Raw genomic sequence first — 22,791 nt, forward strand, 5'->3', positions numbered from 1 at the left:
GGTTTCGGCAGGCCGCCGTCCGCATAGCGGCGCGGTTCGCGGATCAACGCCTCGAGCGTCTTGAGGTCGCGGCGCTCCTCGCCGGACGGGACGCTGGGAACGAAGTAGGGAATCGGCTCATGCGGGAGGACCTCTCGAGGAACGCGGATTGCTCTTGCGGCCTGATCGGGCGGACGTTCGGTCGTGCAAGCGGAGCATCGTCGGTCGACGAATCACGACGCGACGCGTCAGGCGCGTCAGGGGCGATGCATGATCCAGGCAGCAACGAGTCGCCCGGCCGCTGCGTCGGGCGAGGCGAGGCGGCACAGCGATCCGGCTACGGCGTGACGCTCCGCATCGGACAGGCGACCTGAAGTGCGGATCGCAAATGCGACGATGGTCGCGCCGTCGAGCGTTAAAACGTCAGCAGTTTTCCGTCCGGGCCGTAGTTCGGTGGCTCTTCTCGTTTCTTCAGTCACGTCAGCCCCCGTTAGGATCCGCCATCGTTAGCGATCATGGTGCGGATCAGGACACACCTCCTGGCCACCAGGGCAAGGCGTCAAAGGCGCCGGACGAGGATGTCACGAAAGGGGAAGGGAAGTGCCTCGGGCTCGAACTCAACGACGAACAGTCCTTGGCGGACGGCACGCGAGACGACGTCGTAGGGGGCCGGGCAGGCGTTCGCCAAAATCTGGATAACGATGTCGAGGGTCAGGCTTTCGCCGGGCGCGGACATGGCCGACTTCATGAGGGCGATGCCCACCTCGCTGACGCGGCGCTCGCGACGCAGGACGTTCTCCAGACGATAGCGTCGGCTGGCGTGGCAGCGGGGAAGAGGGGCGGTATCCAGCATGTTTACGGTCCCGGTTTCGATGCGACCCGACTTGTTCGGGAGCGACACGAGGATCCGAGCCGCTTTCTATTTCGAATATAATCGAAATATTGTGATGATCGAGGGGCTGCAGCAGAAATGCCGTCTTATGGTAAAGATTTGATCATCGCACGGAGTAACCGGCGGGAGGCCGATTGCTCCTCTTCCGCAGCCTCGGCGCGATGGAAATTCTCCGGCCGCCGGTCATTGCCCGCCCGCGAAAGGTGAGACTCAAGCGGCAAGACGCACTTTTCGAAAGCTCGAACAAGACGGAACTCTCGAAGCGAGCGGGACCTTTGCAAAACTTGCCGAGCCGCGAAGGAAGGTCCGGTGTGCGCTAACGTCGTGATGCGATACGCTTCGCAACTAGATAAGCGGACAGCTCGCTGACTGCGTTCTCCTCGACATGACACATCAGCGTCGTCGCATGCCGGTCCTGCCGAACAAGGCCTGTCTTCGCCAGCTTCGCTATGTGATGCGACAGCGTCGAACCCGGTATGCCGATTGTCTCGACGAGCGTTCCAACCGCCATGCCCTCAGGACCCGCTTGGGCCAGGAGATGAAAGATCCGCAACCTCGTCGGGTTGCCGAGAGCGTTTAGCATCCCGGCCGCAGTTTCGAGTTCCATGGAACTACACTAGACCCCGCTGCGATCCAATGGAACCCTGCAGCCGGGTCTGCGCGGCGCGAATTCAAAACCGTGATGTCGGGGCTGAAGCGGGGACGGACGAGAAAACGTCAGTTTTTGCGACGATCGTATAGCGACATGAAGTGCCGTGACGCTGCTCATCGTGAGGCTAGACGGCGTGCAGAGCCGCGAGCGACAGCGGAGCGAAAGGGGCCGGCGGGACATGTTGGGGCGCTATAAAGAGTAGAATGCTCCGGTGCCGAGTCGCAGTCGCCCTCGCGGCGATGCAGAGCCGTCGGGCGACATGGAGCCTACGTGCTACGCAGTCTGACGAACCTGTATCGCCTCACGGTTGGATCGTTGCAGTTGTCTCGCCACTTGCGTGGCGGGACAGAACTGTTCCTCGAACATAGTAGCCGTCATCGGCCGCCCGAACAGGTAGCCTTGTGCTTCTATGGCATAGGCCTCCATGAACCGCGCCTGCTCTGCGGTCTCGACGCCTTCCGCAGTGACAGCGAGATCGCAACCCTTGGCCATCGTGGCGATGGCTTCGATGATTGCTTGATCCTTTCGGCTTGTTTCGACGTCCAGAACGAAAGACCGATCGACCTTGAGCCGGGTGATCGCAATCTCCTTCAGCATGGTCAAGGAGGCGTACCCGGTCCCGAAGTCGTCGAAGGCGATGCCCACCCCCAAGCCACGAAGGCTTGCCAGGTGCCGTAGCGTGTCACCTTCATTTCGAAGGAGAATGTTCTCAGTCACTTCCAGCTCGAGGCCGTCGGCAGGCAGTCCAGCCTGATCCAGAGCCTCCCGCACCAGTTCAGGAAAATGCGGCGAGCGCAGCTGCGCCGCGAACAGGTTGACGCCGATGCGGAAGTCCCTGAGCCCGGCGGCACGCCAGTGTGCAGCCTGTCGGCAGGCCGACCTCAAAATCCAGTCGCCAACGGGAACCGCCAGCGGCCCGGCTTCCAGCACCGGCAGAAATGCGGCCGGGCTGAGGATGCCGCGATAGGGGTAGTTCCAGCGGATAAGTGCCTCGGCTCCGGTGAGAGCGCCGTCCGCCAGACGCACTTGAGGCTGGTAATAGACTTCGAGATCCCCGTCCTGCCATGCGCTCTGCAGCTCAACAGCCGTATCGACGCGAGCGAGCGCCGCATGTCGTAGGTCTTGGCGGAAGAGACGCCCATGGCCGCGTCCGTTCGCCTTGGCGTCGTAGAGCGCCAGATCCGCGTTCATCAGGACCTGCTCCACCGTTGCATGGTTCTGTTCCGATGGAAGGATGCCGATGCTTGCAGAAACGTGGACGATCTGCTCACGCAGTAGGATTGGCTCTTCGATCCTCCGAATAATCTGCTCGGCTACGCTCGAAGCGTCCAAGGGATCCGCTCTGTCGGTGATGAGGACTGCGAACTCGTCCCCGCTTAGCCTCGCTGTCTCGTATTCGGGACCTGCGACTGCGACGAGACGTTCCGCGACGGCGCGTAAGACCTCGTCGCCACCAGCGTGCCCGCAGCTGTCATTGATCGACTTGAAGCCGTCCAAGTCGATGAGCAGCAGCGTAAACGGCCTGCCGGTCTCTTTGAAGTGGGCGACGCGGGCAGACAGCATCGTGTTGAACCATTCGCGGTTCGCCAGGCCGGTCAAACTATCCGTGTATGCCAAGGTACGAATCTTCTCTTCGACCCGCAGCCGCTCACGCTGATCGCGGAAAGCGATCACGGCGCGTGTTTCGGCCCCCACCTGAAATGTTCTGCGCAGGACGCGGACAGGGACTACCTGTTCATCCGGCCGAACGAGCGCCGCGTCCAATTCCTCTCCTTCCGGGATGTCAGCGAGAGGGGTGCTCGGGAGCAGTGTGGAGAGGTTCTGGCCTGCGAGTTTATCTCGCGGCTGCCCCGCCAGACGAGCCAGCCCTTCGTTGGCGGAAACGATGGTCTCCTCCTCACAGACTGCCAGACCTTCGACCGCTAGATTTGCGAGCTCGCCAAGCCGCTGCTGATCTTCACGCACCCGGGCCTTCGCGTCCAATGTGAGCTTCACGCTCAAGAGCGCGACCCCGAACAACCCGATGCAGATGGCGGCGACGACGGGCGCGAGAAGTTGGGGAGAGATCGACCAATGCGGAAGGGCGATGCGAGGATCATAGGTAAGTCGGAGAGCGGCCATCCCCGAGATATGCAGAATGGCGATCGCCAGAAGTAGCAAAGGAGCGGCCGCCACGCGGAAGGTGCGATTGCGTTCGCCCGCGAGCAGAAGTGACAGGGCGAAAAGTGGCAAGGACGCCAGCACCGAGAATGCCACGAGGCCGGCATCCCACTCGACACGGCCCCTCACGACGTAGGCGGTCTGGCCGAAATAATGGAGGACGACGACTCCCGCGCCCAGAAGCACGCCGCCGCCGGCTCGCCGAGGACGCCGCTGGCGTCCGGTGGCGACCAGCAGGCCGGCTCCGATCCCAATCATGCCAAGGATGAGCGACAACACAGTCTGGATGGGTTCGAAAGCAGCGGGCATGTCTGGATCGAACGCGAGAAGCGCGATCATGTGGGTTGCCCAGGCGGTGCATCCAGCTGTCACCAGGCTCGTCATCATCAGCCTGATCCGCGCCTGGCCCTTGGCACGGCTCGTATGATCTTGAACGGACAACGCGCCGTAAACACCGATGGTGCACACGAGGGCGGCCAGCAGCAAGAGGCCTGCGTCATGCTGGTTTTGTAAGCAGGTCACTATCGGCTGTATCATCATCATCTCCGCATAGGAGATGTAGCCATGAAAGTTTAAGTGCCTGTTTTCCAGAAAGATATGATTGTCTTGGGCCTTTCAGCAGCCGCACCTCTGAGCGGCTACCTGGAGCGCAGTCAAACGGTCGGTTCCTTGCCACGTAACGAAGGCGCTCAAACGCCAACCCTGCCGCGTCAGAGCGCGTCCGGCTTAAGCCGGCTCATAGCCGGCGGCGGCGAAGTAGTTGGCGCACCCTTCAGGCTTGAAGAACGGCAGGACCGCGCCAACGGCCTCCCAGAGGCCGTCGACCGATCCCTCGGCGCTCGCCCGCAGCAGCGACTTGAGCTTCGCGAAGGCCATCTCGATCGGGTTGAAGTCAGGGCTGTAGGGCGGGAGGTAGTGCAGCTGCGCGTCGGCCCTGTCGATCGCCGAGCGAACGCCTTCGGCCTTGTGCGCCGGTAGATTGTCCATGACGACGATGTCGCCTGGCGCGAGCGTCGGCACGAGGACCTGCTCGATATAGGCTCGGAAGGCGATGGCGTTCATCGCCCCGTCCAGCACCATTGGCGCGGTCATCCCCATCAGCCGTCATGCCCCGGTGAACGTCGTCGTCTTCCAGTGACCGTGAGGGATCCCAGCCCTGCAACGCTCACCGCGAAGTGCTCGGCCCCGCAGGCGCCGAAGTGCTCGGCCCCGCAGGCGCGCCATTGTTGTGGACAGGCCAGCCTCATCGACGAAGACGAGCTTGACCGGATCGAGGTCAGGCTGGCTGTCGAACCAAGCCTGGCGCCGCTTCAGGCGGTCGGCCCGCTTCTGCTCCAGTGTGTATGCCGACTTTCTTTGTAGGTCCAGCCACGGCGGCGGAGCCACACGCTCAAGGCACTGCGGCCGATCCGAATACCCGCCGCGTCGGCCAAGCGCTTCACCATCTCATCGCGTGATATCCTTGTCTCGTCGATCATCCCGGTGATGAAGGCCTCGTGTGGATCGAGAGCCGACCCGCGCCGCCATCCCTGTGCTCGTGGCGTCCGCTCTCCGATCTTCGCCCGCCCGATCCACCGGATCGCCGTGGAGATGCCAAGCCCGAACCGGGCCACAGCCAGCGTGCCGACACGCCATCCGACGACGCCTTCAGAACCCTCGACCGCAGATCTTCGCTCAGCGCTCTGGCCATCATCCACCTCCATCGAGCCAAACTTTGAATCAGACGCCGCGTCAACCGTCTCTTCACATCCAATCGATCGATCAGGAAACGTGCTCTAGTGGCTGCTAACTGGCCGTCAGGCAGTGAGAAGCGGCAGCTCTCGCAGAGAGCGACATGCCAGTTTTATGCGTTGCACCTCCGACTTAGAAAAAAAGCAAGAGTTGCAGTGCATTGTGCTCAGTGGTTGCCGGCGGCGCCCATAGCCCTGTATGGACAAAGAAATCAATGCCCGAACAGCGCGATACATCTGAAAGCCTGAATGAGGCGAAGCGGCTCCAGGCTCTTGATGAATATGCGGTTCTCGGTACGGAGCCGGAAAAGGAATTCGACGATCTGGTCGCGATGGCGAGGCGGATATTCGCCGCTCCCATCGCCCTCATCTCTCTCGTGGCGTCAGATCACCAGTACTTTAAGGCGCGCATCGGCCTCGACCTGTGCCAGACAAGCCGGGACGGCTCTTTTTGCACTCACGCAGTCAAGAGACACGACGTTCTCGTCGTACTTGATGCCGCAGCGGATGAGCGCTTCGCATCCTCGCCCCTCGTTTCTGGCGAGCCTCATATCCGCTTCTATGCAGGCGCGCCTCTCACGACACCCGATGGCTTCATCATCGGCAGTTTCTGCATCAAAGACACTGACAGCCGTTCAGCATTCTCAGACGACCAACAGCAGACACTTCAAGACCTGGCCCGTCTTGCCATGGAGCGTCTTGAGGCTCGAAAGATCGCTCTACGGGGTCTCGACAGCCGCAAGCAATTCGATTCAATCGCCGCGGTCTCCGCGGACGCGATAATATGCGCGGATGCATCCTACCGCATTATCTCGTGGAACCGAGCGGCCGAGCACATCTTTGGCTACACGGCCGCGGAAGCGATCGGCCAGTCCTTGACGATCATCGTGCCGCTCGCATTGCGGGCGAGCCACGAAGCCGGAATAGCTAGATTCGCCGCCGGCCACGCACCGAGGCTGATTGGAAAGCTTGTTACGGTCCCCGCGCTGCGCCGCGACGGCACGGAGTTTCCGATCGAGCTTTCGCTCTCCCACTGGACCGAAGGCGGTAAATTGCGGTTTGGCGCCATTGCGCGTGATGTCACCGATCGGCAGGAAGCAGAACGGCGCCTAAAACGGGAAGCAGATTTCGACTACTTGACCGAGATCGCCAATCGGAAAGTACTGACGGAGCACATGCGCGCCGCAGAGCAAAGCGGCACTCCCGCTACTCTAATGCTCATTGATCTCGACGGCTTCAAGGATGTAAACGATAGCCTAGGGCATGCCGCGGGTGACAGGGTGCTGAAGATCGTCGCGCAGCGGCTTGGCGCGGGGATAGGTGACGCCGGTCTGCTGTCCCGCCTAGGCGGCGACGAGTTCGCCGTATTCATCGAGGGAGCCGCCGATCCGATCTCAGCGACTTCGCTCGGAGATTTGCTGATTGCAGCGATCGAGCAGCCGGTCGAACTGGATGAGCGCTGCGTTTATGTTGGCGCGAGCGCCGGTGTCGCCGTAGCGGAGGCGCTTCTATGGCGTGCCGATGACCTTCTGGCGGACGCGGATCTTGCCCTCTATGCCGCTAAATCCACAGGCCGCAGCCATGTGCGTCTCTTCACGCCGGAACTGCGGAGCGTCGTGCAAACTCGAACGTCCGTCAGCTCCGGAATCCGGGAAGCTTGGGAGCGGCAGGAACTTGAGATGTACTACCAGCCGCAGGTCCGTCTCTCCGATAGAGAGGTGAGCGGAGCGGAAGCCCTAATTCGCTGGAATCATCCCGATCGAGGACTGATCGCTCCTGCGGCTTTCCTTCCTTATCTTGAGGCAAGCCTCTTGGCCGTGCCGGTCTCGGAATGGATCCTGCGTACGGCATGTGAGCAAGCCAGCATATGGCGTTCCCAGGGCCACACCGGTTTCCGCGTCGGTGTGAACCTCTTCACGGCCCAGTTCCGGACAAGGGACCTTCCGGATGTCGTCGATCAGGCCCTCCGCGATTTTGGTCTGCCGGGCGAAGCTCTTGAGCTGGAGATCACCGAAAATATCATTCTCCATAGCGACAAAGGCATCAAACTAGATTTGGCGAAGCTCCGGGAGATGGGTGTCGGTATCGCCTTCGATGATTATGGTACCGGCTTCGCTTCATTGACGATGCTCAAGGATTATCCAGTCACGCGCCTCAAGATCGACCGCTCGTTCGTCAGCACGGTCGACCAAAGCGCCAGGGATCAGACAATCGTCAACGCCATCGCGGAGCTCGCGAAGGGATTCGAGCTCGAGGTCATTGCCGAGGGTATCGAGACGGAAGATCAGGCCGTTCTCATGAAAGCTTACTGCTCAGAGGGACAGGGCTACTTGTTTGGAAAGCCTCAGAATGCAGAAAACTTCGAGCAGGCATTCATCACCGGACGCTCAGGCTCCGCGCATACAGCAGGTCAGAGATGCTGAACGGGTGGACGTCTTGCAAAGAGGAGTATCTTGCGTGACCGAATCGCAGCCACTTAGTAAGCGCTGCCGCGCCTCTCTCGGCTTCGAACGAGACATGGTCATGCAGCCAAGCACCTAGGATTAGCCAGGCAGACGATAAGGCAGCGAACTCTGGCTTGGGTGACTTTCCTCCCCAACCGGCGGCCTTCAGCAAGAGAAGCGTCTTCGGTGGCATGCGCCCTTTAGATATTGACTGGCACGTTTCCCGTTTGGACAGTGTAGGTCCGCCGCGCCTTACGATGGGCGGCGGGCCTCGGTGTGCCAGCTCAACGCTACGCGCCGGCCCGCTGAGAATGCGGAAGTGCTCTTGAGGCTGAATGATGATCATTCCTGTAGGCGACCGGCGTAGTCGGTGACACGGTGCTGAAGATCGTCGCGCATCGGCTTGACGCGGGAACTAGAAGACGGAGGTCTGTTGTTCGCATTAGCGCGACGAGCGCGCGTGGCGCAGTCACACAGGCGAGATGGCAAGCCCGCCTAAAGATCCTCGTAGCGTCGAGCACGAAGCATCTCCAGAAGATATTGCTGCGGCGCCGTAGGCAGCCAGTCGATCCGGGTGATCGTCCCGAGCATCCGGTCGCTGTCCGGGACGCGGTATCGCAGGGTGGTCAAGGCGCCGGCTTCGTCCCCATGCAGTGACTGCTCTCGGGAGAAGATCGTGATGCGGTCTCCGGCCACGAGCAGTCGCTGCGTCAAGGTAAGCGAGCTCGTCTCGACCTGGACGTGCGGGCGAGACCCGAGCCGGGCAAACAGCTCCTCGGCCGCTGCACGCCGCGGCGTGCCTTGCCGCGGCAGGATCCACTCGTAGTCGCAGATGTCGAGCGCGGCAATTTCTGGCTGCCCGGCAAGGGGATGTCCCCGGCGCGCGACGAGGCTGTAGGGCACATTGAACAGACCGTGCTGATGAAGGTCGCGAAGGTCGCGATCGTTGCGAAGCGTCGTGACGATGATGTCGATCTGCCCGGATCGCAGCCAGTGCTCAAGGCTTTCGAACGGGCCTTCGAGCACCTTGATCCAGGCGCTGGGGAAGCGTTGCGCCATCCCCTCGATAGCGAGCGAAACCAGCCGTGCCGCTGAAATCGGAAGCATGCCGATGACGATCGAACTCGCGGCAGTCGCATTGAAGTTCGCGACCTCCTCCCGCCCTGCATCGACCTCGCGCAGCGCCAGGCGGATGCGGCCCGCCATCTGCTTTCCCCGACGATTGGTAGTGCGCCCGCTCGGCATGGCCATGAACAGGGGCTGTCCGACGACGAGTTCGAGGTCGCGCGCATGCTTGTTCAGTGCCGAGAGCGAGATGTTCAATTGCTCCGCCGCATGCCGGAACGACTGCTGAGCGTCGATAGCGACGAGAGCCGCCAGCTGCGGTCCGGTCGCGCTGCGCAGGATCGGAGCGCGATGCACGTCCGCGTCCTTGGCTTGGATGGGATCGAAGGCCGAACGCAGAAATCGCAGCGAGCGCTCGACCCGCAGGCGAAAGATTTGTCCCTCCGGCGTCGGAAAGCTCCCGCCGGTCTGTCGGTCGAAGAGCTGGCAGCCGAGCCGCTGTTCCAAGCGGTGGAGGCTGTAGGTCAGCGCGGGCTGGGTGATGTGCAGCTCCTCCGCTGCCCGCTTGAGGCTGCCGAGTCGGGCGATGGCGTCGAAGTAGTGAAGCTGCCGAAGGCTCAGGTTCCCCCGGTTGGGTTTAATGGCCGCAACAAGCAAAACTTATACCCGCCCGCGTGTAATTCATTTGGTGTCCATTCAGAATTGAACGACTGTAGAAGGGCGTCAACGTCTTGATCGTGACGCTCAGGCGGTTTGGGAGAGCCGCCGGTGCCGGCTGGAGGATGCTGGCCAACACGGGAGGTTACTGATGAAGGATGCAGCATTCGTGCTGTCGCGTCGACACATTTTGCAGCTCGGCGCCGGCGGAAGTCTTGCAATGGCTTTGGGCGCAGAGCGCGCCTTTGCGCAAGGCTCGGTGGGCGCGCCTGCCAAGCTTTCTTATCCCGTCAACATCGTCAACACCGGATCGAACGCCACGCTGGTCTTACAGAAGCTGGTCGAAAATCTCGGCTACTTCAGAGACTTTGGTGTCGAGACCGCGACCATCAACGTGCAGGACGGCTCTAAGCTGATTGGCAGCCTTCTGAGCGGTGAAAATGACATCTGCATGCTGTCGGGCTTCTCGCAGGTGCTTCCCGCGATCGAGAAGGGCGCCCAGCTGAAGCTCGTCGCCGGCGCGAACATCCTGATCGCGCAGGCGCTGTACACGTCGAACCCCCACATCAAGTCGGTGGAGGATCTTCGCGGCAAGACCATCGGTACAGGCGCGATCGGAGCTCTTCTCCATCAGATGGTGGTGGCACTCCTGCGCAAGCATGGGGTCGATCCGTCGGAAGTGCAATTCGTCAACATCGGCTCGAGCGGCGCGGTCTTCAAATCGGTGGTAGCCGGCCGCGTCGATGCCGGTCCGGCGATGACCGACGTCTATGATCAGCAGGAGAAGTACGGCGTACGCGCCATCGCCGATTTCTGGAGCGAACTCCCAGAATATCCCTATCAGGGCTCCTATGCTGGGCAGCAGGCAATCGACGAAAAACGCGACGGCCTCGTGCGGGTGCTTGCTGCCTACGGCAAGATGTACCGCTTCATGATGGACGATCCGAGAGCTGAGCCGGCCTTCATGGATGCGTACCGCAGCGTCATCGGAATGGGCGAAGAGGATCAGGGCGAGATGATGATCCGCTTCACGCGCGAGAAGAAAACTTATGCCCGCGACCTGATGCTGACCCCGGCGCAGATCGACTACATGGAGAACCTGAACCTGGAGTTCGGCATCCAGAAGACCAAGCTCCCCTTCGACAAGGTCGCAGACCTGTCACTCGCCAAGGACGCGGTCGCGCTGATCGAGGGGCGGGCATGAGGCCACGACCGCAACTGAGCATGGCAGTCGGCTCCTACGGCTGCAGCGAGGCCATCAAGGACGGTCGCGTCCCGGTCGAGGGGATCGATCTTCGTCTGGTTGAGGTGCAGCCGATCATCGCCGCTTTCCGGCGCATGGTGCGCAACCTCGAGTTCGACATCTGCGAGCTGGCTCCGACGACCTATGTCGTCGCTCGTTTCGCCGGCGTACCGATAACCGCGCTGCCGATCTTCGTCAGCCGCCGCTTCCACCACTCCGGCCTGCTGGTGAGGCCGGATTCCGGGATCGGAGAGCCGAAGGATCTTGAAGGCAAGCGGCTCGGCGTGCGCGCCTACTCCGTCACGACGGGCGTCTGGACCCGGGGCATCCTGATGAACGAGTACGGCGTCGACAACGACGCCATCACCTGGTTCGTCGACGACGAGGAGCACGTCCAGTCGCTGCGGCTGCCTGACAACGTCCAGCCTGTTCCGGAGGGTATGTCGCTTGCCGACATGCTGGCGCAGGGCCGCCTGGATGGCGGCTTCGGGGCCCGGGCGGGTATCGGCCGCAAGGGGGCGCCCACCTCCGGCTGGGAAGCCAAGGCGAGCGAGCCTCCGCCCTATCGCGAACTGTTCGAGGACGCGCCCCGGCTCGAGGCGGAGTGGTACCGGCGGACGGGGATCTACCCCGTCCATGGCTGCATCGTGGTCAAAACGGCACTGCTGGAGGAGCATCCGTTCCTAGCACGGTCGCTGTTCGAGGCCTTCGAGGAGGCCAAAACGCTTTGGCTTGACCGGCTGCGCACGGATGGTCCGGCCGCGCCGGATCACGGCAAGTATGCCGATATTCTTCCCCTCGTCGTCGACGACCCGCTGCCGAACGGGCTGGACGCCAATCGTGCGACGCTCGAAGCGCTCGTTACCTACGCGTGGCAGCAGGGTCTGATCCCGGAACGCCCTCCGATCGAGGCGCTGTTCCTCGATCCCCGCTGACCCGCACAAGTCATCCGCACAAGAGGTACCCGATGCCCCGTCGTATCATCGACATCCATCCGCATGTGATTGCATCCGATACAGCCCGCTACCCGATGGCGCCGCTCGGCGGCCACCAGTCGAACTGGTCCGCGGAGCGGCCGGTATCGTGGCAGCAGCTTTTGGCGGACATGAAGGAGGCCGGCGTCGACCAGGCCGCCATCGTGCAGGCCTCGACCTGCTACGGCTATGACAACAGCTACGTGACGGATGCGGTGGCGGCGGCGCCCGATCGCTTCACGGCAGTCGGGTCTGTCGACGCCCTCAGCGACGATGCGGTGGAGCGTATCCGGTACTGGCAGTCGCGCGGCATGACGGGCCTGCGCCTCTTCACAACGGGCAGCACCATGCCGGGACAGGCGACGTGGTTCACCGATCCGCGTACGGCCCCTGTCTGGACCTACGCGCAGGAGACCGGTCTGCCGGTCTGTATGCAGATGACGCAGGACGGCCTGACGGACCTCGAGGAGATCCTCGGCCGCTTTCCCGGGGTGAAGATCGTTCTGGATCATCTGGCCCGTCCGGATCTTTCCGGCGGCGAGGCGTTTCCACAGGCGCAAAAGCTCTTCGACTTCGCCCGCTACCCGGCGGTGTACCTCAAGTTGACGGTGCGCGCTTTCGAAGCCCTGAAGGCGGCCGGCGCTCGGCCGGAGCCGTTCTTCGAGCGGCTGATCGCCGCCTATGGCGCAAACCGCATCGCTTGGGGCTCGAACCATCCCGCCTCCGCCGGCGGTCTCAAGGCGCTGCTCGAGACGGCGCAGGACGGGCTCTCCTTCCTGCCGTCGGATACGCTTGACCAGATCTTTGCCGGAACCGCGCTGGCACTCTATCCCGCGCTGGCCGAGGCGGGCGGCAAAAGGGAGGTCGCAGCCCGTGACTGAGAAACCCTTCACCGTGGCGTTCGGGGACTATCCTCTGGCGACCAAGCTCCGGAACCTTGCGGGCCAGGAATTCGCATTCGTCGACGTCAAGCCGGTGACCAAGACCTTCAAGCCGATGCTGGATCATCAAGCCTACGATATCGGCGAGATGGCGAGCGTGACGCTGCTCCAGGGCAAGGTCTACGGCCACCCGGTCCACATGCTGCCCATCACCATGCTGGCTCGCTTCCAGCAGAGGACGTTGGTGGGGAACACCGACTTCGGCGTGCCCGACGTCACCCAGCTTGAGGGCAAGACGGTCGGCGTGCGCTCCTATGCACAAACGACCGGGGTATGGGTGCGCGGGCTGTTGTCGCACAACTACGGCGTCGACCTCCGCAAGATTCGCTGGATCAGCTTCGAGGACGCCCACGTCGCGGAGTTTCGCGATCCTGCCGGGGTCACGCGCGCTCCTGAAGGAAGCAAGGTCGCGGCCTTCCTGCAGGAGGGCAAGGTCGACGCGGCCATCATCGGCAATGAACTGCCCAAAGACGACGCCCGCCTGCAGCCGATCCTGGCCAACCCCGAAGCGGACGCCTTCGCCTGGTATGAACGGACGGGTGTGGTGCCCATCAATCACGTGATGGTGGTCAGCGAGAGCATGCTTGATCGCCATCCGGACAAGGTGCGCGACTTCTATCGCCTGGCGATGGCCGCGAAGGCCGATGGCGGCGGTCGTGTCGAACAAGGGATCGACATGAACCCGATCGGCTTCGAGGCGCTGGAGACGTCGCTGCAGTTCCTGATCGAGATCGCCCGGGAGCAGGGGCTAATCCCAAGCAGCCTCGCACCGGCCGACCTCTTTGATCCTCGCGTCCGGGAGATCTGCACATGAAGCAGATCGATGTCGCAACCACAGCCTCGGTGCCAAATCGCGCAGGGGAAGCCCCGCGCCTGTCCGTCTCCAATGTCTGCAAGGCATTCCGTATCCGAAAGGGTGCGAGTCAGCCAGCCGCGCTTCTACAGGTGCTGAAGAGCATAAGCTTCGAGGTCTACAACAACGAAATCGTTTCGCTGATCGGCGAGAGCGGTTGCGGCAAGACCACGCTGCTGCGCATCATTCAGGGGCTCATCCACCACGACAGCGGCACACTGCTGGTCGAGGGGCAGCCCGTCACCGGTCCGGGGCGCGATCGAGGCTTCGTGTTTCAGCAACCGAGCCTGCTGCCTTGGCGCACCGCTCAGGAGAACGTGGAGTTCGGTCTCGAGCTGCAGCGCATGTCCGCAACCGATCGGGCGGCGCGGGCGCGAAAACTTCTACAGCTCGTCGGGCTCGGGGATGCGGCGGAACAGTTTCCGCATCAGCTGTCCGGCGGAATGCAGCAGCGCGTCGGCCTGGCGCGTGCTCTGGCTATCGAGCCGGCACTTCTGCTGATGGACGAGCCGTTCAGCGCCCTGGATGCTCAGACACGCGAGGTTCTGCAGAAGGAGCTGCTGCGCATCCAGGCCGAAACGCACAAGACGATCGTCTTCGTGACGCATGACCTCGACGAGGCGCTGTATCTCTCCGACCGGATCATCGTCCTCGGTGCCAGACCCGGAGGGGTCAAGGAAATAATCGAGGTGCCGTTCGGGTCGAACCGGCCGGAGCTGCCACTTCTGCGTGGCGATCCGCGGTTTCAGGCGCTTCGCTCCCGGATCTGGGAGTTGATCAGCAATCGGCCGACCCTTTGAGTTCGGCGGGGGAGGGAAGAATGGCACTGACGACTGAGGTCGACGATGCGGCGCGGGAAACGGAGCTGGAGGAGCTCGGTGGTTCGAAGGCCGCACGCAAACCCTACTGGCTGGTTCGGGCGATCTCCATCGTGCTGATCCTGGCATTGTGGGAGGTGGTGGGACGACAGGTGAGCCCGCTATTCATGAGCTACCCGAGCGCGATCGCGCGGGCCGCCGTTCAACTGACGGCCAGCGGCGAGCTCTGGGGCGCCTTCCTTTCCAGCATGGAAACACTGACGCTCGGATTCTTGCTTGCAACGATTGCTGGCGTGCTCCTCGGTCTGCTGATCGGCCGCTACCGCTACGTGGATGCGGCAACCGACTGGCTGGTGAATGCACTCTACTCGACGCCGCTGGTGGCGATCACGCCGCTGGTGGTTCTCTGGTTCGGCCTCGGCTTCAGCGCCAAGCTCTTCATCGTCTTCATCTTGGCAATCTTCCCGGTGCTGATCAACACGGCGAGCGGCGTGCGCAATGTGCCGAGCCAGCTCATCGACGTCGGCAATGCCTTTGCGGCCAGCGAGCGAGAGATCTTCGCCAAGGTAATCCTGCCGGCCTCGCTCCCCTACATGATGACCGGCATCCGGCTCGGCATCGGGCGCGCGATCATCGGCATGGTGGTCGCCGAATTCTTCACTGCCATCAATGGGCTCGGCGCGCTCATCATCAAATACGGCAACCAATTCGAGACCGCGGCAATGTTCGTGCCCATCCTGTGCCTGATGCTGATGGGTGTCGTTTACACCGCCATCGCCATCCGCTTCGAGCACTGGGTCGCGCCCTGGCGCCACACCGAGGATGAATAAGCGCAGCGAAAGGACGACGACCATGATCATCGACATTCACGGTCACTACACCACCGAACCCTCGGCCCTGCGCGTCTTCCGGGACCAGCAGCTGGCGGCCCTGGTCGACGGCACACGACGAGCGAGCGTTCGCCTGCCGGAGATCGGCGACGAGGAGCTCGTCACTAGCGTGCAGCCGCAGATCCGGCTGCAGACCGAGCGCGGCGGTGACCTGACGCTTTTTTCGCCCCGCGCGTCAGGCATGGCTCACCACGTCGGAAGCGCGGAAGTTTCGGCGGAATGGACACGGGTGAGCAACGACCTGATCCACCGGATTTGCACGCTCTTGCCGGACAATTTCGCGCCGGTCGGCCAGCTGCCGCAGTTCCCCGGCCGCGATCCGGCCGAATGCGTTCCTGAGCTGCGCCGGCTCGTCGAGGAGCTCGGCTTCGTCGGCGTCAACCTCAATCCCGACCCGTCCGGCGGCCATTGGCAGGGGCCGCCGATCACCGATCGCAGCTGGTATCCCCTCTTCGAAGCGATGAGCGAGCTGGAGGTGCCGGCGATGATCCACGTGTCATCGTCCTGCAACCCCAACTTCCACGCCACCGGCGCACATTACATCAATGCCGATACCACGGTGTTCATGCAGCTCATCCAGGGCGACCTCTTTCGCGACTTCCCTACGCTGAAGTTCGTGATCCCGCATGGCGGCGGCGCCGTGCCCTATCACTGGGGACGCTATCGGGGGTTGGCGCAGGAGATGAAGCGGCCGCTCCTCGCCGACCACCTGATGGGCAACGTCTTCTTCGATACGTGCGTATACCACCTCCCGGGCATCGAGCTTCTCGCTACGGTCATTCCCGAGGACAACATCCTGTTTGCCTCCGAGATGCTTGGTGCCGTGAAGGGCGTCGATCCGCAGACAGGCCACCACTTCGACGACACCAAGCGCTACGTCGATCAGCTCGACTTCCTCAATCCGGCGGCAAGGCACAAGATCTTCGAGGGCAACGCGCGGCGGGTCTATCCTCGCCTTGACCGTCGGCTTGAGCAGTCCGGGCATCCGGCGGACACGAGGGGCGCAGGAGGTTACGCCCGTGCGTCTTAATGGTCTCATCGGGCGCCTTGAGAGGGGTGAGCCGGCGCTCTCATTGTTTGCGCCGGCAGTACCGGACATCGCCGTGGAACTGCAAGCCTCGCCCTACCACGGAATTGTTTTTGAAGGGGAACATCGCGGTTGGGATATCGCCGCCTTGCGCGACAGCCTGCAATATCTCCTAAACCGCGCGCAGATCGTCACGCAGAACGGGCCGGCCCCGGCCGTGACGCCGCTCGCGCGGGTGCCGGCGAACGGCTGCGAGATGAACCAGTTCCTGGCCAAGCAGGCGCTCGACATCGGTGCCTACGGCATCGTCTGGCCGCATGTCAGTACGGCGGAGGAAGCTCACAACGCTGTTGCGGCCTGCCGTTATGCACGCCTTCCGGACAAGCCGAGCTTCCAACCGGCCGGCATCCGCGGCGACGGACCAATGCAAGCGGCGCGCTACTGGGGCCTGAGCCAGAGCGAATACTATCGTCGTGCCGATGTCTGGCCGCTTGCTCCGGACGGGGAGATCCTCGTCGTCATCCAGATCGAGGACACGCACGGGATCGACAACCTGCCCCAGATGCTGAAGGAGGTGCCCGGCATCGGCGTCGTCCTCATAGGTGAAGGCGACCTGTCGCAGGAGCTCGGGTTTCCGCGGCAGACTGAGCATCCTGCTGTGCTCGACGCCATGGCGGCAATCGTCCGGATCTGCCATGAGCACAAGATCAACGTGGGTCATCCGCATGTATCGCCTAAGAACGTGTCCCGCGTCCTCGTCGAGGGCTATTCATTTCTAATGTGCGCAGCCCCGCGAAGCTTTGAGAACGCGGAGCTGGTGTTGGCGTCGGCGACGTCTCGAGAAGCACACCAAGCAGCTTGTGCGGCTGCGCGACAGGGACCGGTGACCGTTGAGGCAATCGAAAACCCGCTCAACGCAGAAGCCTAATCCCTCTACGGGAGCTCAACAGACCTTCGAACTATCTCCCGAGGCAACATGAGCAATGTTTTAACAAACTGAGCACATACTCATGTCCGTAACCTCCCTTAAAAGTGTTTCACCGTGCTAAAAAACATCAGGATTGGCAGCAAGATCGCTGCAATTGTCATTGGCATTAGTCTTACCGGCCTTGCTTTCTCGTGTTACTTGGCCAGTGAGTTGTCGGAGGTCGACGCTTCTTACAGCGAGTTGTTGGATGTACGCGGTGAGGCACTCATCGCGCTGTCTCGTGCTCAGCGCTCGATCGCAGGTATCGGCTATGACAGCTACAAGGTCATGGCTTACGACGGAGCTTCGGATGAAGCTCGACTTTCTGCTACCGATCGCGAGACCCAGGTCAAGAATGGGCGCGAGCGTCTCGCCGCAGCAGCGAACGGGCTTCCTGAAGCACAGGAGGCGCTTGGCAAGCTGAGCGCGATGCTCGATCAGATCGATCGGGCATCGAGAGATGCCGTCGCACTTGGATTGGTGAATAGGAACGACGAGGCCAAGGGGCTTCTCGCACGTGCGGACAAGGACATCGAGGCCTTCGTCGATCTAGCAAAATCCACGGTCGAATCATCCTTTAGCGAGAACGAACGACGCTCAGCTGGGCAGAGCACTACAATTTGGACCATGATCTTGCTGAACCTTGTGGGGTCATCGATGATCGGCGTCTTTGGCACGATGGGCGCACTTCTAATTTCTTCTCGTGGCATCACTCGTCCGCTCGATGCGTTGCGGAGGCAAATGGAGCGTCTCGCTGCCCGACAGCTCGATGTTTCCATAACCGGATTTGATCGTGGGGATGAGGTTGGCGCGATGGCCCGCACGGTCGAGACCTTCAAACAGGCCGCGATCAAGCAGGCCCAGTTGGAAGCGGAAGCCAAGGCGCTGCGTGAGAAGCAGGCTGCCGAGGAGGCCCGCCAGCAGGCGACCGAACGGCGGAAGTCGCAGGAGCTGTCGGCCTTTGTGGCCGACATCGAGAGCGGCTTCGGTCGGCTGGCCGAAGGCGACCTGACGGTGCGCATGGACCGGCCGGTGGCGGCTGAGTTCGAGCCGATCCGGGCGCAGTTCAACCAGTCGACGGCAGCGCTGGAGGAGACGCTGGGCGGCGTCATGACCGGTGTGTCGTCGATCCGCTCGGGCCTCGACGAGATCAACACGGCCTCCAACGACCTCGCCCAGCGCACCGAGCAGCAGGCCGCGAGCCTGGAACAGACGGTGGCTGCGCTCAGCGAGGTGACGCGCGGCGTCAACCAGACGGCGGAGGGCGCGGCACGGGCCCAAACCTCGGCCCAGACCGCGCAGAAGAACGCCGAGAAGGGCGGCGCGATCGTCGGCCGGGCGGTGGAAGCGATGCACGCCATCGAGCAGTCGTCCGAGCAGATCGGCAAGATCATCGGGGTCATCGACGAGATCGCCTTCCAGACGAACCTTCTCGCCCTAAACGCGGGCGTCGAGGCGGCCCGGGCCGGCGAAGCGGGCAAGGGTTTTGCGGTGGTGGCGCAGGAGGTGCGCGGTCTGGCGCAACGCTCGGCCGAGGCCGCCAAGGAGATCAAGGACCTGATCTCGACCTCGTCGAGCCAGGTGGAGGAGGGCGTCGAGCTGGTCTCGGCCTCGGGCAAGTCGCTCGAGGAGATCGTGGCGCAGGTTGCGGCGATGTCGTCGGAGGTGTCGGAGATCGCGCGCAGCGCCCGGGAGCAGGCGGCGAACCTGAAGGAGGTTTCGACTGCGGCCGACCAGATGGACAAGGTGACCCAGCAGAACGCGGCGATGGTGGAGCAGGCGACGGCGGCGGCGCAGACGCTGGCGAACGAGACCGACGAGCTGGCGCGGCTGATCGCCCGCTTCAGGACGGCGGCCTCGGCCGGCCACCAGCATCAGGCGAAACGCGCAGCAAGTCGACCGAGCGCCCGCCCGGCAACTCCCACGCCTCATGCCGTACCGCAGCTGAAGGTGGTTGGCACCGGCAGTGCGGCGCCCAAGGCCGCACCCGCCGAGGAAGGCTGGGAGGAGTTCTGAGCTGCGGCTGCGCCAGATGATGATATCGAAGCGGCACGTCTCTTCCTGCCGCTCTACCTATGCAAGCAGCTTCCATGCCGCGACCAGACGAGACGTTCCTTGGATCCGGCATATCGGATACCGGATAATGCCGGAATAGGTCTCCTTCTCGACGCGCTCACCGTCTCCGCCGGCTGCATCTTTCTGTGAGGGAATATCTTCTCGGCTTGCCTTAGGCCGAAGCAGCGGAACCTTCGGGGCAAATTGTTTACTGATCTCCAAGACGCTCAGGCTGGTCGCGATGATCAATCTGAAGGCTCGGGCGATCGACTTCCTCGCCGAAGTCGGCAGGTAGGCTATCGGAACCGCGTCCACAACCCGCTTCTTGAATTTTGGCCCGGTCCCGAGATCAACTTCGTCTGGCCTCAACTATCGAGCTTAGGAGCCGGATCGAGTCGAGCTCCGTGCATTCAAGTTCAAGAATTGTGACTTCTGTTTAGATGAATCGTCGCGAGTTCAAGCACCCGCGCAAATGCAGCATGCGCGCCCTTGATCACCCGCTTTTCGTCCGCCGCGTCGAGGATCACGGCATCGAGCGCGGTGGTGAAGCTGCGCCACTGCAGCCCGCGCCCCTCCGGCGCGGCGGCAAGGTGCCGGGCGCCGTGGGCCTCGCTAAGGCCGAGAGCGGCCGCTCCCTTCAACAGAAACGCGGCGCCGAGATTGGAGCCTTCCGCGACGTAGAGCCAACCGAGTGCCACCGGCCGATCTGCGGGGGACAGAACGTGGCCGGCAGGCTCCGGTAGTGCATGGCCGAGATCGTCGTAATCCTTCTCGATCAGCTCCAGCCGGCGGCGGCGGCCGAGATCGGGAATGATCGCCGCCAGCCTTTCATCGACGTAGAGCGCGGCGATCTCGCAATGGAACTGATACTGGACTGCGAGATAGCTGACATAGGCCGTGCGGCTGGCGAAGGAGTCGGCTGCCATCATCCTGCTGTCGAGGCGCTCGTGAGTCGCGTGCGTTGCAGCCTTCAGCCGCTTGGCTCGGCTCTCGACTGCCGGTTCGCCGAAGCCGTTTTGCGTGGATTCGTTCATCATCAGCTCTTTCCATGCAGGGCCAGAGCCGCTTAGCCGCCCCGTATCGTCTCGTGAACAAGGGCGCGCGGCGCGCGTGGGGCAGCGCCGCCGGAGCGGCGGATCGTTTCGGGTCCAGCGGCACGCGGTTCGCACGCGCCGCCCGCCGTGAGACATCCTTCGGCCTCAGAACTTGTAGGCCGCGGTGACTTTGAAGGTGCGTCCCGCCTCCGAGTAGAACTCGTCCGGCTGCGGCAGCGATGTCGCCGTCGAGGGAATATGAAGGGCGTTGTAGTAGGTCTGGTCGAACAGGTTGAACACGCCGGCCGTCAGCTTCAGGCCCTTCACCTCGTCCGGCGTCCAGGAGGCGCGCAGATCGAGCAACCCGTAGCCGGACGTATAGCCCTTGTGCAAGCCGACGTCGTCGCGCTTGCCGGCCACCGTCCAAGTCGCGCCCCCACCCCAAGTCTCGGCCTGGTAGGCGAGGTCGAAGATGCCGCGGTAGGGCGGAATCGAGTCGATGGTCTCGTCCATGTCGGTGTCGCGGCCGCGGACCAGGGCGAGCGCCACCGAGGCCTTCCAGCCCTGGTAGAACTGCCAGTGGGCGTTGGCTTCGATGCCCTGGATCCGCACATGGGCGCGGTTGATATAGGCGAAGACGCCGAAGGGATAGCCGGTGAGGCCGAGATCGGCCGCGGTGAAGGTCTCGGTGTCGATGAAGTTGCGATAGGAGCTGGTGAAGGCGGTCGCGCCGACGCCGAGCGCCTCGTCGCCGACCAGCGTGCCGACTTCGAAGCTGTTGCTGGTCTCGGGCTTCAGATCGGGATTGCCGATGTTCAGGTAGGTCGTCGACGAGCCGTAGGTCGTGAAGAGTTCGTCCGAGGTGGGCGCGCGGAACCCCTGCGCCCATTGCGCGTAGACCCGTCCACCGTCCCAGTCATAGGCGCCGCGCAGCTTGCCGGACAGCTGCGAGTCGGTGTTCTCGTCGAAGTCCTGCGCCGCGTCGTTGTCCTCGTAACTGGCGGTTTCCTTCGGCTCGTGGTCGTACCAGTCGAAGCGCACGCCGGGCGTCAGGGTGAAGCCACCGCCGAGCTTGACGTCGTCCTCCAGGAAGCCACCGAAGGTGCGGCTGTCGACGTCCGGCTGGTAGGACTGGTTGACGTGGAAGAACGAGCATGAATAGCTGAACACGATGCTGCAGGCGTCGTCGCCGGCGAGATACTGCGTGCTTTCGCCGCCGAACACGTCGGCGCCGAAGCGCAGAGTGTTGCTGAAGCCGCCGAGCGCAAGTTGCTTCTGGGCGTCGGCATGTCCGCCGAAGCCCATCTTCTCCAGCGTGTCGGTGCGGCCATACGCGCCGATTGGGGTGGTGAGCCGGACGGACTGGTCGTCGAGCCCGATCTTCGTGTCCAGCCAGTAGCCGAGGATGTATGCCTCATCGAGCCAAGCGCTGCCGTCGCCCTCGTAGTCGTAGCTGAGCGACAGCCGGGTCCGCTCGCGTTGCTCCTCGGTGTCCAAGTCCGAGTAGGTGCTGCCGATGTTGGTGAGCGCGTCGATCTCGTTCGTGCGCTTGTAGCGCTCGGCAGTGAAGCCGAAGCGATGGCCGCCTTCGACCTCCTGGTAGATCTTGCCGAGCCAGTTGTACTGGTCGTAGTCGACCGGATTGGGCTCCGTGCGCGTTGTGCCGGTACCGCCGACATCGCCCTGGTTGTCGACCTCGTTGCCCCAGCGACCGCCGCCCTGCAACAGCACGGAGGTGCCGCCGTAGCGCGCTGCGACGGCCTGGCTGACGTCGATGTCGGTGTCGCGGGAGTCATAGGTGAAGGTGCTGAGGCCGCCCCAGGTCCGGCCGGGCTCGATCAGGTCGTCCGGATCCAGCGTCCGGAGGCCAAGGATGCCACCCAGCGCGCCGGAGCCGTAGCGGCTGGAGTCGGCGCCCTTCAGAATGTCGACCTGCGCGAGCGAGTCGAAGTCGAAGGTGCTGATGCCGCCCGCGGCCCCGTAGATCGGCTCGTTGAGCCAGAGGATCGGCACGCCGTCGATGGTCGTCAGCACACGCGAGCCGTCGAGGCCGCGGATGTTGACGCTGTCGCTGGACGGGTTGAAGTCGACGCTCGGATCGATCCGCTGACCGAGCTCCTCGAGGCTCTGGACCTGCTTGTCGTCGAGTTCCGCCTTGTCCACCGTCACCACGCTTGCGCCGGTGATCTTGGCCGGCGTGCCGCCCTGGATCACGACCGTCTGGAGCGGGATCGCGCCGTCGGCGCCGGCGTCGTCGCCGGGTGATTGCGCTCGTGCTGCGCTGCTGCCGCACGCGAGAAGGAGAGCCGAGGTCGCAATGCGCAGCCCCCGGCCATGATCGATCGTCATGACGCTGACCTGACAGAATGAGGAGGAGGGAGGGCTGGCTGCCGGCGGCGAAGACGCACGC

Annotated in this window: 16 protein-coding genes and 1 pseudogene; 10 read left to right on the forward strand and 7 right to left on the reverse strand. The window is 63.1% G+C overall.

Translation table 11 applies throughout. The features are described from left to right. Positions 1–538: 538 nt before the first annotated feature. From NPA30_RS05070 to NPA30_RS05085, 4 genes and pseudogenes are all read right to left on the reverse strand, one after another. Positions 539–832, reverse strand: coding sequence for a hypothetical protein (locus NPA30_RS05070; RefSeq protein WP_256801275.1), 294 nt, complete (start codon positions 830–832; stop codon positions 539–541). A gap of 355 nt (positions 833–1,187) precedes the next feature. Beyond that, entirely contained in the window at positions 1,188–1,478 is a 291-nt protein-coding gene (locus tag NPA30_RS05075; protein WP_306228705.1) for an ArsR/SmtB family transcription factor, read from the reverse strand. A gap of 318 nt (positions 1,479–1,796) precedes the next feature. Further along, positions 1,797–4,220: a bifunctional diguanylate cyclase/phosphodiesterase gene (locus tag NPA30_RS05080; RefSeq protein ID WP_256801276.1), complete on the reverse strand. Its 2,424-nt coding sequence runs from the start codon at positions 4,218–4,220 to the stop codon at positions 1,797–1,799. A 189-nt stretch (positions 4,221–4,409) separates the two neighbouring features. Continuing rightward, positions 4,410–5,373: pseudogene (locus NPA30_RS05085) on the reverse strand (IS630 family transposase). Positions 5,374–5,628: 255 nt separating this feature from the next. On the opposite strand from NPA30_RS05085, the gene NPA30_RS05090 reads away from it, so the two are divergent. Next, positions 5,629–7,836 (forward strand): sensor domain-containing phosphodiesterase, encoded by a 2,208-nt coding sequence (locus NPA30_RS05090; RefSeq protein ID WP_256801277.1) that lies wholly within the window; start codon positions 5,629–5,631, stop codon positions 7,834–7,836. 516 nt (positions 7,837–8,352) lie between these two features. Here the strand turns inward: NPA30_RS05090 and NPA30_RS05095 are convergent. Beyond that, positions 8,353–9,579: a LysR family transcriptional regulator gene (locus NPA30_RS05095; protein WP_256801278.1), complete on the reverse strand. Its 1,227-nt coding sequence runs from the start codon at positions 9,577–9,579 to the stop codon at positions 8,353–8,355. A 151-nt stretch (positions 9,580–9,730) separates the two neighbouring features. Here NPA30_RS05095 and NPA30_RS05100 point away from each other — a divergent pair, with 151 nt between their 5' ends. From NPA30_RS05100 to NPA30_RS05140, 9 genes are all read left to right on the forward strand, one after another. Next, positions 9,731–10,783, forward strand: coding sequence for an ABC transporter substrate-binding protein (locus NPA30_RS05100; protein WP_256801279.1), 1,053 nt, complete (start codon positions 9,731–9,733; stop codon positions 10,781–10,783). A 20-nt stretch (positions 10,784–10,803) separates the two neighbouring features. Next, positions 10,804–11,757, forward strand: coding sequence for an ABC transporter substrate-binding protein (locus NPA30_RS05105; RefSeq protein ID WP_256801280.1), 954 nt, complete (start codon positions 10,804–10,806; stop codon positions 11,755–11,757). 32 nt (positions 11,758–11,789) lie between these two features. Beyond that, on the forward strand, positions 11,790–12,677 hold the full coding sequence (locus NPA30_RS05110) for an amidohydrolase family protein (RefSeq protein WP_256801281.1): 888 nt from the start codon (positions 11,790–11,792) through the stop codon (positions 12,675–12,677). Further along, complete coding sequence (locus NPA30_RS05115; protein WP_256801282.1) at positions 12,670–13,551, forward strand: substrate-binding domain-containing protein; 882 nt, start codon at positions 12,670–12,672, stop codon at positions 13,549–13,551. The genes NPA30_RS05110 and NPA30_RS05115 overlap by 8 nt, the downstream gene beginning before the upstream one ends. Beyond that, entirely contained in the window at positions 13,548–14,390 is an 843-nt protein-coding gene (locus NPA30_RS05120; protein WP_256801283.1) for an ABC transporter ATP-binding protein, read from the forward strand. Before NPA30_RS05115 ends, NPA30_RS05120 begins: the two co-directional genes overlap by 4 nt. A gap of 20 nt (positions 14,391–14,410) precedes the next feature. Next, positions 14,411–15,238 (forward strand): ABC transporter permease, encoded by an 828-nt coding sequence (locus NPA30_RS05125; RefSeq protein ID WP_256801284.1) that lies wholly within the window; start codon positions 14,411–14,413, stop codon positions 15,236–15,238. Between the two features lie 22 nt (positions 15,239–15,260). After that, positions 15,261–16,328 (forward strand): amidohydrolase family protein, encoded by a 1,068-nt coding sequence (locus NPA30_RS05130; RefSeq protein ID WP_256801285.1) that lies wholly within the window; start codon positions 15,261–15,263, stop codon positions 16,326–16,328. Beyond that, positions 16,318–17,253 (forward strand): HpcH/HpaI aldolase family protein, encoded by a 936-nt coding sequence (locus tag NPA30_RS05135; RefSeq protein WP_256801286.1) that lies wholly within the window; start codon positions 16,318–16,320, stop codon positions 17,251–17,253. The genes NPA30_RS05130 and NPA30_RS05135 overlap by 11 nt, the downstream gene beginning before the upstream one ends. A gap of 114 nt (positions 17,254–17,367) precedes the next feature. Next, complete coding sequence (locus NPA30_RS05140) at positions 17,368–19,308, forward strand: methyl-accepting chemotaxis protein (RefSeq protein WP_256801287.1); 1,941 nt, start codon at positions 17,368–17,370, stop codon at positions 19,306–19,308. A 455-nt stretch (positions 19,309–19,763) separates the two neighbouring features. Here NPA30_RS05140 and NPA30_RS05145 read toward each other — a convergent pair whose 3' ends face one another. Next, positions 19,764–20,384 carry a biliverdin-producing heme oxygenase gene (locus NPA30_RS05145; RefSeq protein ID WP_372338743.1) on the reverse strand — a complete coding sequence of 207 codons (621 nt, stop codon included), beginning with the start codon at positions 20,382–20,384 and terminating at the stop codon, positions 19,764–19,766. A gap of 162 nt (positions 20,385–20,546) precedes the next feature. After that, positions 20,547–22,730: a TonB-dependent hemoglobin/transferrin/lactoferrin family receptor gene (locus NPA30_RS05150; protein ID WP_256801288.1), complete on the reverse strand. Its 2,184-nt coding sequence runs from the start codon at positions 22,728–22,730 to the stop codon at positions 20,547–20,549. Positions 22,731–22,791 lie beyond the last annotated feature (61 nt).

The organism is Mangrovibrevibacter kandeliae, from assembly GCF_024519155.1.
Lineage (GTDB): Bacteria > Pseudomonadota > Alphaproteobacteria > Rhizobiales > Rhizobiaceae > Mangrovibrevibacter > Mangrovibrevibacter kandeliae.